Source organism: bacterium (assembly GCA_024228115.1).
Classification (GTDB): domain Bacteria; phylum Myxococcota_A; class UBA9160; order UBA9160; family UBA6930.
In genome coordinates, this window is record JAAETT010000017.1 from 1 (window position 1) to 13,771 (window position 13,771).

At 64.9% G+C, this 13,771-nt stretch carries 10 protein-coding genes; 4 read left to right on the top strand and 6 right to left on the bottom strand.

Features of this window, described 5'->3' with window-relative positions:
- Positions 1-130: 130 nt before the first annotated feature.
- The 6 genes from GY937_00435 to glmU all read right to left on the bottom strand — a co-directional run bounded on the left by GY937_00435 (position 131) and on the right by glmU (position 8,832).
- Positions 131-283 (bottom strand): hypothetical protein, encoded by a 153-nt coding sequence (locus tag GY937_00435; protein MCP5055173.1) that lies wholly within the window; start codon positions 281-283, stop codon positions 131-133.
- A complete protein-coding gene (locus GY937_00440) occupies positions 284-1,315 on the bottom strand; it encodes a methyltransferase domain-containing protein (protein MCP5055174.1) in 1,032 nt (343 codons plus the stop codon).
- A 1-nt stretch (position 1,316) separates the two neighbouring features.
- Positions 1,317-3,614: a UvrD-helicase domain-containing protein gene (locus GY937_00445; GenBank protein MCP5055175.1), complete on the bottom strand. Its 2,298-nt coding sequence runs from the start codon at positions 3,612-3,614 to the stop codon at positions 1,317-1,319.
- On the bottom strand, positions 3,568-5,562 hold the full coding sequence (locus GY937_00450) for a CehA/McbA family metallohydrolase (protein ID MCP5055176.1): 1,995 nt from the start codon (positions 5,560-5,562) through the stop codon (positions 3,568-3,570). Before GY937_00450 ends, GY937_00445 begins: the two co-directional genes overlap by 47 nt.
- A 9-nt stretch (positions 5,563-5,571) precedes the next feature.
- Complete coding sequence (gene glmS, locus GY937_00455) at positions 5,572-7,404, bottom strand: glutamine--fructose-6-phosphate transaminase (isomerizing) (protein MCP5055177.1); 1,833 nt, start codon at positions 7,402-7,404, stop codon at positions 5,572-5,574.
- 81 nt (positions 7,405-7,485) lie between these two features.
- Positions 7,486-8,832: a UDP-N-acetylglucosamine diphosphorylase/glucosamine-1-phosphate N-acetyltransferase gene (gene glmU / locus GY937_00460; protein ID MCP5055178.1), complete on the bottom strand. Its 1,347-nt coding sequence runs from the start codon at positions 8,830-8,832 to the stop codon at positions 7,486-7,488.
- Positions 8,833-8,979: 147 nt separating this feature from the next.
- On the opposite strand from glmU, the gene hflX reads away from it, so the two are divergent.
- The 4 genes from hflX to GY937_00480 all read left to right on the top strand — a co-directional run bounded on the left by hflX (position 8,980) and on the right by GY937_00480 (position 13,637).
- A complete protein-coding gene (gene hflX, locus GY937_00465; GenBank protein ID MCP5055179.1) occupies positions 8,980-10,719 on the top strand; it encodes a GTPase HflX in 1,740 nt (579 codons plus the stop codon).
- Positions 10,716-11,717, top strand: coding sequence for a ketoacyl-ACP synthase III (locus GY937_00470; GenBank protein ID MCP5055180.1), 1,002 nt, complete (start codon positions 10,716-10,718; stop codon positions 11,715-11,717). The genes hflX and GY937_00470 overlap by 4 nt, the downstream gene beginning before the upstream one ends.
- 188 nt (positions 11,718-11,905) lie before the next feature.
- Positions 11,906-12,358: a hypothetical protein gene (locus GY937_00475; protein ID MCP5055181.1), complete on the top strand. Its 453-nt coding sequence runs from the start codon at positions 11,906-11,908 to the stop codon at positions 12,356-12,358.
- 118 nt (positions 12,359-12,476) lie between these two features.
- Positions 12,477-13,637: an acyl-CoA dehydrogenase gene (locus GY937_00480; protein MCP5055182.1), complete on the top strand. Its 1,161-nt coding sequence runs from the start codon at positions 12,477-12,479 to the stop codon at positions 13,635-13,637.
- The last annotated feature ends 134 nt before the right edge of the window (positions 13,638-13,771 follow it).

Sequence of the window (13,771 nt, forward strand, 5' to 3'; positions counted from 1 at the left end):
CGAAGCACACTCCGCATTCGCGCCACGGAATGGGCATCGACCACCCAAAACGAGATCCGTCAGCGTCAATCGCCGCGCGGCACGCTGAAACATTGGAAAGCCAGCTTCTCAGCCAACTTTCGTGCATAGTTCAGGCTAGAGGACCCACCTCCTCGAGCTCGTAGGCGTGCAGGATCTCTCCACCGGCCTTGAACCCGTCCACGCCGTAGAAATCACTTCCTACGTGAATCGGAACCCGGTCATTCCAGATGTTCCTATTCGCCTCGAGCCAGTCCTTTCGCACCTACCGCGTGCCCGCCTTCCTGGCCCACACATATCTCGCGAGCCCACCCAGCCCAACCCCGCGATCGCCCACTTTGATGAAACCCGCGTCGCGCAATTGCGCCGCGAGCTCGGCCAGTACCGGGAGGCCGTGGAGATTCTCATGGGCTCGAAGGAAGAGATCGAATGAGGCCATGGCGGCGCGGACTCCGAGCGCACGAGCCGCCACTGAACTACTGACCAGGGGGGTCTGGATCGCGAGTGTGCCGCCGTCTGCAAGGCAGCCATGCACCCGATCGAACAGAGCCGCGCGACCCTCGATATCGAAGTAGTGCAGATTGTTGTTCAACAGAACCAGATCGAAGGTGTCGCGCGGAAGCGACAGCTCCATGAAATCTCCGTCGAGGATCTCACAACGACGGAACACCTCCGCCGCACGAAGGCGCGTGCGAGCCTTCTCGGCCACCGCGCGGTCCAGCTCGACGCCGGTACCGAGGGCATCCCGGAAGCGGACGAGCAGATCGGCAAGGTAGGTACCTTCGCCACAACCGACATCGAGGATACGCCTCGCGTCGCGCACGCCCGGTAGCCTGCGAAGCACCGAAAGGGCGGCCCCCTCGGTCACCCGCGAGCCGATGGCGACCCGGAGAGCCTCTTCCGGGTCCTTGCCGAAGGTCGGGCGTGCCTCCCCCTGGAGAAGGGCCGGGAGACGGGCCTGCAGAGGGACATAGGTCAGCGCGGTCTGGTCGAGCATCGCACGAGCGGCTTCGGCGTCCTGACCCTCCAAGAGCCAGCGGACATAGGGGACCGGGCGAAATCGCCCCTCGCGGCGAAGAAGCAGGCCGTGGGCGTGGGCCGCTCGCAACCATGCGGCGATCAGGTCGAGAGGCGCAGTCTTAGCTTCGGCAAGCTCGGCCGCGGTCATCGGCTCGTCGACGAGCGCCTGAAACAGCCCCGCTTCGAGCCCCGCCCGCAGGACCGCGGCCTCCAACTGTGCACGCATGCTCGCCGCGAGACGCCGCATCTGACGCACCCGGTCGATGGGGCCGCTCATCTCAAGCGGGCTCGAGGTTGGCGTAGCGCACGACGACGGTCTTCACGCCAGCATGATCAAAACGAATCCGCAGCTTCTGGGCAGGCCCGCGACCGATCACGGCCTGGATCGTTCCGACGCCGAAGACCGGATGGCGCACTCGCCCGCCCACTGCCGCACCCGAGCCACCAGATTCGCCTTCTTCCGGTGCGCTCTGGTCGTAGGAGTAGTCATAGCCGCGCCCTTCGCTTTCCCACGAACGCGTCGCGACCGGCGCTCCGATCTCTTCCACCAGATTCTGGGGAACTTCCCGAAGGAAACGGGAGACCGTCCCGAACGTGCGGGTTCCGAACCGCCGCCGCTCCAGCGCATGAGCGAGGGTCAGCTCCTCCATGGCGCGCGTCATCGCCACATAGCAAAGCCTGCGCTCCTCCTCGATCGCCCGCTCGTCGCGCATCGAGCCCTGGTGAGGGAACACGCCCTCTTCCATGCCGAGCACGAAGACGACAGGGAATTCGAGACCCTTCGCCGAGTGAACGGTCATCAGGGAAACGCGATCGTCGCGGAACTCGGCGGAATCGAGATCCGAAACCAGCGCAACCTGGTCCAAGAAGAGTTCGACCAGGCTACGGCCTTCGTCCTCGGGCCCGCGATTGGCGACCTCGAAATCCTCCGCCGACGCGATCAACTCGCGCAGGTTCTCGACCCGGTTCTCGGCCTCGGGTGTGGCTTCCTTCTCCAGCCCGCGCAAGTAGCCGGTCTGGTCGAGTACGGCGGAGATCGCTTCAGCAGGCTCCCAATGCGGCAATCCCGAGGCCAGGTTGTTCACGAGGGTCAGGAACTCGGCCACCTTACCGCGCACACGCCCACCGGAGCCCTCGGCGTAGGCGCGCAATCCCTCGAGCAGAGATGTCCCGCGCTCCTCGGCAAGCACGGCAGCCCGCTCGATCGTCGTCTTGCCGATCCCCCGCGCCGGGCGGTTCACGATCCGCCGGAGCGCCATATCGTCGCGGGGGTTCTGGGCCAGCCGCAGATACGAGAGCGCGTCCTTCACCTCGGCCCGGTCGTAGAAGCGCACGCCGCCCACGACCACGTAGGGCACGTCGTACTTGAGGAGTTCTTCTTCGACGGGCCGGGATTGAGCGTTCGTACGATAGAAGACCGCGTGCTGGCCGTAGGCCCTATCGCCATCCTTCACGCCTTCGAGAATCTTGCGCACCACGTGGGAGGCCTCGTCCCGTTCGTCGCGCGCCTGATACAGGATGATCCGTTCGCCCTCGCCGCCTTCCGCGATCATCTTCTTGGGCGGACGATCAGGGTTGTTGTCCACCACGGCATCCGCACCGGCCAGGATGCGCTGCGTCGAACGATAGTTGCGCTCGAGCTTCACAACCTGGGCGTCGGGAAAGTCGCGTTCGAAATCGAGGATGTTGCGGATGTCCGCACCGCGCCATCCGTAGACGGATTGATCCGGATCCCCCACCACACAGAGGTTGCGATGAGGCCCGACCAGCTGCTGCACGAGCTGGTACTGCACCCGGTTCGTGTCCTGGTACTCGTCCACCAACACGTACTGCCAGCGCTCCTGGTAGTGGCGCAGGACTTCCGGGTAGCGCTCGAAGAGCTCGACGGTCAACAGGAGCAGGTCGCCGAAATCCAGCGCGTTCGCTTCGGCCAGGAGCTTCTGGTAAGTGGCGTAGATCTCCGCGCTGTGCTCCGCGTCGAGGTCGTTCGCCTTCTCGGCTGCTTCTGCCGGAAGCCAGCCTGCGTTCTTCCACTGGTCGATGCTCCAGCTGAGCCGCTTCGCGTCCTGGGTCTTCGGGTCGAGGGAATGGCGGCGCATCGCTTCTTTGACGACGCCCAATGCATCGGACTGGTCGTAGATGACGAAGCCACGCTCGCGGCCCAGCTGACCGATCTCCCGGCGCAGGATGCGCACGCAGGTGGAGTGGAAGGTCGAGAGCCAGAGCCCTTGCGCCTCGGGGCCGAGTAGCTTCTCGACGCGGCCCCGCATCTCACCGGCGGCCTTGTTCGTGAAGGTCACCGCGAGGATGCCTTCCGGCGGAATGCCGCAAGCACCGATCAGGTAGGCGACGCGATGGGTGAGCACCCGGGTCTTGCCGCTGCCGGCGCCCGCCAGCACGAGCAACGGACCCTCGGTGCATTCGATGGCAGTGCGCTGCTCCGGATTCAGGCCCTCGACGAGGGATTCAGCGAGCAAGGACTTCACTCTCAGAGGAAAGAGGGAGCGGGGAACCGGTGAAAGGTAGCAATCAATCCGCAGTGAAGAAGAAGGGGCTGCTCCAGGCGGCGCCGCCATCTTGTTGGCGGATCCGCACGTACGCGTAGCTACCCGGCGGTGGGTCCCTCAACAGGGTTTCCACGGCCAGGGCGAGCTCGCCATTCCCTTCGAAGGCAGCCACGAGCTCGCCGCCCTGGATCACATCGATCGATTCGATGGGCCCCGCCCCGGCTACGTCGATCTCGAAACGATGTTCGGATCCTGCTGTGACCGCACTACCCATCGGCTGGCCGTCCAGATGGACGCGAAGCAGGATCCGCGGGCCATTCGTCGCGTAGCTGCGCCGGGCCCGGAGCGCCGCCAGTACCGAGGCGCGGGTCCGATCCTCGGCAAAGATGGCGGCCAGCCCGCCGCTGTCCGCCGCCAAGTGGGTCAGGCCCGGGTGCCCATCGTGGCTGTCCCCGCTCCCGACGAAGCCCAGACGGTAGCCACGGGCCAGGGCGTCGACCATGAACGAGCCTTCACGCCCGCCGCGGACAGGCCCGGGTGTGTGCGCCATCTCGCTGCTGCCATGCACCGACACGATCTCGGTGATCGGTTCGAACTCCGGATCCGGCGGGATCTCCCAGGCCACGGCGATCGGATCGCCCGCCGGATGGTGGGCGAAGGTCAGGGCCTGCCGCCCGCGCAAGGCGCTCCACAGCTCCTGGGGATGATCCGTCGCCTCGTCGAGAGAGCTGATCACGGCCCCTTCGCCGTCGAAGTACAGCACGTGGCGGTGCCCGTAGAGCCAGTTCGTCCACTCGAAACCAAGCAACGTGACGAAGCGGCCCGGCGCGTGGTGGCGCTGCACGGCATCGCGAACCATCTGCCAGGCCGGCGGACTCGCGTCGAGAAACGGCAGGCCCCAGTGATCGTGATCCGTCAGCGCCGCCACGTCGAGGGCCGCAACATCCCGTGCGTAGCGATAGAAATCGTCCGGGGTGCCGGTGCCGTCCGAAAGATGCGAGTGGCCGTGGAGATCCGCCCAGAGTGGGCGGGCTGCCCGGGCGTGGACCTGGATCGGGTTCGACGCACTGGCCATGGAAGCTTCATGGGCGGCGCGCACCTGGAAGCGCCCCCCACCGGCGTCCGGCGCTCGAAAAGAGACGACGGCGACCCCGTCCTCTCCGACCTGGATCGGACCGAGGTCCGGGAAACCCTTCGGCGGCGCGACGAGCACATGAAACGGATCGTGTCCCAGGGAGCCACCAGCGTTCCCGTCCGCGTCGAGAACGGCCACGCGAAGCTCCACGTCCTCTCCGGGCCGGACCACGCTCGGCACCAACGCAACCAGGCGGGCCGCCGGGCCCGCGGTGACGTCGACCCGGAGCGGCTCGGCAAGTAGCCCCCGAATCCCGTCTCCATCCCCATCCACTGCGAGCAGGAACGGCGCGTCCCGTTCCGCAAACCGATCCACCCGGGCACCCGCAGCCCCGGCACCGTACACGAGACGCACCTGCTCGCCGGCCGCGAGTGCCCGCCCGCGGAAGGTCACCGCCAGCAATTGGCGATCGAGGACGCGAGGCTCCAGCTGGAGGCCTGGCACGGCAGTCTCGACCTCGGTGAAGCCGGGGAGAGCGCGGTCTTCGAGTTGGATGCCGCTCCAGCCCCAGAACGGCGGGGCCATCAAGAAGAGCAGTCCGCCTTCCTGGATACCGTGGGGGCCAGCCGTGAACACGATCGGGAACTCTGCGCTCTCGCCCACGACCAGGGCGGGGGCCGCGCCGCCGTCCCAATCCCAACGCACCGACCCACCGCCGTCCGAGGGGTGACGCGTGGCTGCGACATCCAGGCGCAGATCGGCAACGATGTCGGGGCGGGCGTTGAACGACGTATCCGTCGCCCCCCCTGGCGCCGCCTCCTCTTCTGGGGGCCGGGTCTCCGGTGCCTTCGACTCGAGGCGTTCGCACGCCAGCAGAGATGCGATGACGCCGATCGCCCACGCCACGCGCAGCATCGTCTTCGTGTTGCGCCGCAGCTTCATGAGCAGGAGTTACTCGACAGTGACGCTCTTGGCCAGATTGCGCGGTTGGTCGACGTCGGTGCCTTTCAGCGTCGCAATATGATAGGCGAGCAGCTGCACCGGAATCGTCGCAATCAGCGCCGTCAGGTAGTCACCGAGCTCCGGAATGCGGATCACGGCGTCGGCCTTCGCGTCGATGGCGTCGTCGCCCACCGAGGCGATTGCGATCACCTGGCCATCCCGCGCGCGCACCTGATCGAGGTTCGACATCACCTTCTCGTACACCGAACCCTGATTCGCCATCACGACCACAGGCATGTTCTCGTCGATTAATGCGATGGGACCATGCTTCATCTCGCCAGCGGCATAACCCTCGGCGTGGATGTAGGAAATCTCCTTGAGCTTCAGCGCGCCCTCGAGAGCAATCGGATACATGACACCGCGACCCAGGAACAGGAAATTGGTCGCACGGAAATAGCGCCCGGCGACCACCTTGATCTGATCGTCGAGTTGCAGCGTCTCCTCGATGATGCGGGGCAGCCGACGCAATTCGTCGACCGCCTTCTCGAGCCGCTCGCCACTCAGCGTCTTCTTGGAGATCCCGAGCTTCAGGGCCAGCAGGTAGAGCGCAATGAACTGGGTCGTGAAACATTTCGTCGATGCAACGCCGATTTCGGGCCCCGCCTGGGTATAGAGCACATCGTGGCTCTCCCGGGCGATCGTCGATTCGCGGGTATTGCAAACAGAGAGGACCCACGCACCGCGTTCCTTGCCCTCGCGAAGCGCCGCCAGGGTGTCGGCGGTCTCCCCGGATTGGGAGACGGGCACCATCAAACAGCCCTGGTCGATGATCGGCCTGCGGTAGCGATACTCGCTGGCCAGATCGACCTCGGCGGGGATGCCCGCAACCTGCTCGATCAGGTACTTACCGACCAGTGACGCATAGTAGGCCGTTCCACAAGCGACCAGAACGATGCGCTCGATCTTTTTGACCTTGTCCGAGGAAAGGTCGATCCCGTCGAGATCGATCTCGAGATCATCCCGCACGCGCGTACCGATCGTGTCGCGAATCGCCCGAGGCTGTTCGAAGATCTCCTTCTGCATGAAGTGATCGAAGCCACCCTTCTCCGCCGAGACCGGATCCCAGGCGATGCGCTGGGGCTCCCGCTCGACGAGATGCCCCTGGGCGTCGACCACCTGCACACCCTCGCGGGAGAGCACGGCAAACTCCGCATCCTGCAGGAAGATCATCTCCCGCGTGTAGGGAAGGATGGCCGGAATATCGCTTGCCAGGAATGACTCGCCCTGGCCGACGCCGAGGATGATGGGGCTACCACCATTCTTCGCCACGACGACCGAATCCGGATCCGCAGTCGAGACCACACCGAGGGCGTAGGAGCCGACGAGCTTCTCCGCGACCTCACGCACCGCCGTCAAGAGATCGCTGCCCGCCTCCACCCGCTGATCGATCAGATGAGCAACGACCTCCGTATCCGTATCCGAGAGGATCTCGCGGCCCTCGGCCTTGAGGGCGTCGCGCAACTCCTGGTAGTTCTCGACGATTCCGTTGTGGACGATCGCCACCGATCCAGCCCGCTGAGGATGAGCATTGGCCTCGGAAGGCTTGCCATGGGTGGCCCAGCGCGTGTGGCCGATGCCGACGGAACCCGCCAGGGGTTCCTGGTGGAGCGCGGTATCGAGGTTGACGAGTTTCCCGACCGCACGGCGTACGGCGAGCTCATTGCCATCGAAGATGGCGACACCCGCGGAGTCGTAGCCGCGATATTCGAGACGGCGAAGACCGTCGACCAGCACCTCCTGAGCGCTCTTTTCCGATCCGACGTACCCGACGATTCCACACATGACGGCTCCCTCACTCCAGGTTCGCGGCGCGTCGCCCCACACAGGCCAGAAGGCCTCCAGAGGCGAACTGCAGTCCGAACCCTAATCCTTGTCTTGGGTTCCCAGCTTGGCGCGACGGCGTGCGCCCCAGCCGTCCAGATTCCTCTGGCGCCCGGTCGATACGGCCAAGGCGTCGGTTGCCACGGTCTTCGTCACGGTCGTGCCCGCAGCCACGAAGGCATCGTCTTCGAGCGTGAGCGGCGCGACCAGGTTGACGTTGCAGCCGATGCGCACCCTCTCACCCACCGTCGTTCGATGCTTGTCCGTCCAGTCGTAGTTGACGGTGATCGAGCCGCAGCCGAACGCGGATCCGGGTCCGACATCCGCGTCTCCGATGTAGGACAGGTGGTCAGCCTTCACGCCCTCGCCGAGATCGCTGTTCTTGATTTCGACATAGTTCCCGAGGCGCACGCCACGGGCGAGGGTCGAGCCCGGTCGCACATGAGCGCTCGGCCCGATCACGCACGCGTCACCGATGCGGCTGGATTCGATCACGCAATGGGGCTTGATATGGCAATCGGCGCCGATCGTCGTCGGGCCCGTGATGACGACGCCGGGCTCGATCAGGCTATCCGCCCCGATTTCCACCCCGGTATCGACATAGCTTGCATCGGGATCGATGAACGTGACGCCGCCCGCCATCAAGCGCTCCGCGTTGCGGCGGCGCTGCACTGCCGAAGCCCGGGCCAGCTGGGCCCTGTCGTTCACGCCCATGGCTTCATCGGCATCTTCGAGCCGCAGCGCTTCGACGGGATGCCCCGCGGAACGCGCCACAGCGACGATATCCGTCAAATACAATTCACCTTGCTGGTTGCGATCGTCGAGCTGGGAGAGCGCCTTGGCCAGGAACTCCGAATCCACCAGATAGACGCCCGTATTTCCCTCCTGGATCTTCAGCTCGTCGGGTGTGGCGTCGGTGATCTCGACGATGCGCTCGACCTTGCCTTCCGCATCGCGAACGATCAGCCCGGGGAGCGGCTCCGGGGAGGTGAGCATGGCCAGGGGCGAGCCGGTCTCCTCTTTCAGCTCGACCATGCGGGCAATGCTCTCCGCCCGAAGCAAAGGCGTATCGCCGTAGAGGATCAGGACGTCTCCGCCGAAATCCCCCAGCAGTGGCATCGCGGTTTGCACAGCATGGGCGGTGCCCCGTTGCTCGGCCTGCAAGACGAAGGTGGCGCGGCCGGCGAAGGCTTCTTCGACTTGTTCAGCATCGCGGCCGATCACGGCGATCAGATGCTCAGGTGCCAGTGCTTCCGCCACGCCGAGCGGGTAGTCGAGCATCGGCCGTCCGGCGACTTCGTGAAGCACCTTGCTCCGAGCCGATTTCATTCGCGTGCCCTGGCCGGCGGCCAATACCAGCACGGCGAGATTTCCGTCCGATTCGGGCATGGGCCCTGTCTCCCTCTTCGTTTCGATGGAGTCGATGCGGTCACGCGGCCGACGGGCCGGACCGCCTTGCTTGTTTCGGCCGACGGACCCGGGAGAGTAATCCTCGATGTCAATCGAGGCAGCACTTGAACTCCCCGCGGGGAACGAATGGCGGGCTGGAAAACCCTCTCTTACCCTTTGCGCGACTCCCCGCTGCAGCCCTCCCGAGGAAAACCCATCCGCCTCTTCGGCAACAGCCACGGCCTCAAGGCGAACCAGGTGAAGCGGCTCGAGCGTCTGGGACAACGAAGTGTCCCCGCCGACCGTCTGGTGAGCCAGGAACTGGCCCGCGAACTGACCGAAATCTCCCGCGAGATCCGGCGCCAGACCGGTGTGCTCGTGGATCGCCGGGGCGACGTGACCCACGTGATGGTCGGTGCGCCCACGAGTATCGAAATGCCGGAGTGGGGCCGCATGCGCGCCGGTTCCGGGCGGCTGCGGGGCCTGCGCTGCATCCACACCCATCTGGGCCAGGAAGGCCTGACCCGCGACGATCTGACCGACCTCGCGGTACTGCGTTTCGACGCCATGATCAGCATCCGAGCCCAGGAAGACGGGCTGCCCGGCCTGGCGTACACCGCCGCGCTGATGCCGGAGAACGATGAGGGCGACGGCATCCAGGAGCTCGATCCGGCGGTACCGGCCCAGCTGGATCTCGATTTCCAGGATTGGATTCGGGCGCTGGAAGAAGAGCTGGCGCGGACCACGCGAACCCGCAAGGTCGGCGATGGAGAGCGCGCCATCCTGGTCGTCGTCACGGCCGGGCGCACCCGTGAAGATTCCGACTACTCGACCGAGGAGTTGCGCGAGCTCGCGCGCTCCGCCGGTGTCGAGGTCATCGACGTGATGGTGCAGAACCGGAGGCGACCGGATCCGAAAACCGTGGTCGGCGCCGGGAAGCTCCAGGACCTGCTGATCCGCTGCTTCCAATCCGACGTCGACCTGGTGATCTTCGACGACGATCTCACTGCGGCTCAGGCCAGGAATCTGGCCGATCGCCTCGAGCTTCGGGTCATCGACCGCACCCAGCTGATCCTCGATATCTTCGCCCAGCACGCCAAGACCCGGGACGGCAAGCTGCAGGTCGAGCTGGCCCAGCTGAAATACCTCCTGCCGCGGCTCACCCAACGGGATACGTCTCTCTCGAGGCTCGGCGGCGGGATCGGCGGGCGTGGCCCCGGCGAGCAGAAGCTCGAGATCGACCGACGTCGTGTCCGCGAACGGGTCGCCCGGCTGGAACGCGATCTGAAGAGCCTCCAGCGCCAGCGGGAGCATCGCCGCTCCCGGCGCACACGGCGCGGCCTGCCCGTCCTCTCGATCGTCGGCTACACGAACGCCGGCAAGAGCACCCTGCTGCGGGCCCTGACCCAGAAGGACGTGCACATCGAGGACAAGATGTTCGCGACGCTCGATCCGGCCTCCCGGCGGTTGCGCTTCCCGCGCGATCAGGAGGTGATCATCACCGATACGGTGGGCTTCATCCGGGATCTGCCGCCGGATCTGGTCGCCGCCTTCAAGGCCACTCTCGAAGAACTGCGCGAAGCCAAGCTCTTCCTGCATGTGGTCGACGCTTCGAATCCGGATATCGAGCGGCACATGAAAGCCGTGCGCGGCGTGCTCGCCGACATCGGCCTCGACACGACACCGGAGTTGCTCGTCTTCAACAAGATCGATCGCCTCCCGGCCGGCGACGGCGCCCAGCTGGCCGCGAATTACGACGCAGTGCCAGTTTCCGCGCTGCACCGCACCGGCCTGGCCGAGTTGTTGGAGCAGGCGGAAGAGATCATGGCCGTGCCGGTTGCGGTCGAGTTGGATGAACCATTCTTGGCTCGCGGGGGGGGACGATGACGATACGTACGAAGATTGCGGGGACGGGGATGTACCTCCCGGATCGCGTCGTGACGAACAAGGATCTCGAAGAGCTCATGGACACGAGCGACGAGTGGATCCGCCAGCGCTCGGGGATCGTCGAGCGCCGCTACATCGGTGAGGGCCAACTTCCGGCCGATCTGGCGGAAGCGGCAGCCCGGCAGGCACTCGAAGCTGCGAAGCTCGAGGCCGACCAGATCGATTGCATCGTGCTGGCGACACTCTCGCCCCAAGCCGATTTCCCGGGCACGTCGTTCTTCTTGCAGGAGAGGCTCGGCGGCACCGTGCCGTGCTTCGATCTCCGGGCCCAATGCAGCGGGTTCCTCTGCAGTCTCACGGTGGCGCGTAGCCTGGTGGTCTCGGGCCAGTACCAGCGTGTCCTGGTGGTGGGCTGCGAAGTGCACTCGACGGGCCTCGATTTTTCCACCGCGGGGCGTGATGTCACCGTGTTGTTTGGCGACGGCGCCGGCGCAGTGATCGTCGAAGCCAATACCGACGAGGACGATCGCTCGGACATTCTCGAAATGCGACTGCATGCCGAGGGGAAGTACGCCAAGAAGCTGTGGCTCGAAGCACCGGGCACGGGCTTTCCCGGTCGAATCACCCAGGAGCTGATGGATCGAGGCGCCCACTTTCCGAGCATGCAGGGGAAGTTCGTCTTCAAGCACGCGGTCACACGCATGCCCCAGGTGCTTCGCGAGACCCTCGACGCAGCCAGCGTGAAGATCGACGACGTGGCCCTCTTCCTCTTTCACCAGGCCAATCTGCGCATCAACGAGTACGTCGCGAACCAACTGGAAATCCCGGCGGAGAAGCTGCGAAACAACATCCAGCGTTACGGCAACTGCTCGGCCGCCTCCATCCCGATCCTGCTGGCCGAGGCCGAACGAGAAGGGGCCCTGAAGCGAGGCGACCTGGTCTCCCTGACGGGATTCGGCTCGGGTTTCAGCTGGGGAAGCGCCGTCATTCGCTGGTGATGCGACGCGTCGAGCTGATGCGACGCGTCAATCATAACTAGTTGTTTTTGTTCGAAAATTTTTTTGTGTTGGCGTGACTTGACGCGTTGACGCGCCGTGTCTAAGCTGTGCTCCATCAAGGCTTTTAGCCGCCCGGACCCCGAGCCCCGCGAGGGCCCCCAAACCAATCCGGGACAGGAGGAAACACCATGGCAACCAAGCGAGCGCGATCCAAGAGGAGCAACAACCTCATCGAAGAAGGCGTCGAGCGCGTCGAGGAGGCCTTCAACCAGCTGGGCGATGATTTCGAACAGCTCCAGAAGAGCGCCGAGAAGCGCCGCAAGGAGTTCGAAAGGAACGCCGAGCGCCGCCTCAAGAAGTTCCGTACCGAGTTGCGGAAGAACGAGTGGGTGAAGCGCGCCGAGAAGCAGCGCAAGGATCTCGAGAAGCGGGCCGACCGTTTCCGCAAGGACGTCGAGGGCAGCCGTGCCTTCAAGAAGGTCGAGGAAATCCGCAAGGACACCAATGAGGCGCTCGAAAGCGGCGTCGACGCGGTGCTCGAGACGATGCGAATCGCCAGCCAAGGCGAAGTGACCAAGCTCGAGCGCCAGGTGAAGGCCCTCCAGCGCAAGGTCCGCGAGCTCGAGCGGGGCGCGGCGTAGCCGACCCTGCGATCGAAGTTCCCCTCCAGGGGGGTGAAAGGCCCGGCGGTCCAACCGTCGGGCCTTTGTTGTTTTCGGAGCGCGCTACCCTGTGCGTCCTTTCCGGTCGGAGGTTCCCATGTTCGAAGGTGTCGATTTCCTGCTTCTCGACGAGGAACTCTCCGACGAGGAGATCCTCGCGCGAGACACCGTGCGGAACTGGGTCAGTCAGGAATTCATGCCGGTGATCCAGGAGCATGTCCGCAAGGATGGCTCCTTCCCGATGGAACTCGTGCCGGGGATCGCAGAACTCGGCCTCTTCGGAGCGAACCTCCACGGCTACGGCTGTGCCGGCATGAACAATGTGGCCTATGGGCTGGTGATGCAGGAGCTCGAGCGCGGCGATTCGGGTCTGCGTTCATTCGCATCGGTGCAGGGCTCGCTATGCATGTATCCCATTCATGCCTTTGGCTCGGAAGCCCAGAAGGAGAAGTACCTGCCGGCCATGGCGGCCGGCGAATCGATCGGTTGCTTCGGCCTGACCGAACCGGATTTCGGAAGTTTCGCCCAGGGCATGCGCACCAGGGCCGTGCGAAAAGGGGACGGTTGGATCCTCAACGGGACGAAGCGCTGGATCACGAACGGAAGCCTCGCCCACGTCTCGATCGTCTGGGCACAAACCGAGGAAGGCGTGCGCGGTTTCCTGATCGACCGGGATACGCCCGGCTTCGAAGCCCGGGATATCAAGGGCAAGTTCTCCCTGCGCGGCTCGGTCACGTCCGAACTCTTCCTGCAAGACGTGGAGCTATCCGAAGACAGCCGCCTGCCCGAAGCGAAAGGCATGAAGGGGCCGCTCTCATGCCTCACCCAGGCACGCTACGGCATCGCCTGGGGCGTACTCGGTGCAGCCATGGCGTGCTTCGACGAAATCGTCGAATACAGCCGCGAGCGCATCGTCCAGGGCGGCCCGTTGGCCTCCAAGCAGCTCACCCAGGCCAAGCTCGCCGATATGTTCACCGAGATCACCAAGGGCCAGCTGTTGGCCCACCGTCTTGGTCGGCTCAAGGATGCAGGCAAGCTCCACCACACGATGGTCTCGATGGCGAAGCGCAACAACGTCGATATCGCCCTGCAGGTTGCCCGTGTCGCCCGGGATCTGCTCGGCGCCAACGGCATCGTCGACGACTACCAGGCCATGCGCCACATGGTGAACCTGGAGACCGTGCGAACCTACGAGGGCACCCACGACATCCACACCCTCATCCTCGGCGAACACATCACCGGGATGCGAGCCCTCTAGCCCGGAAAATTCATGAAGAAGTCTCGTTCTTGAATTGAAGAAGGCCCCAGTTGCGGTAGAAACGTGTTGCGACACCCGTTTCCCCTCAACAAGGGCCCCTTCATGAAGCCGGATTCTACCGCACAGACTGTCAC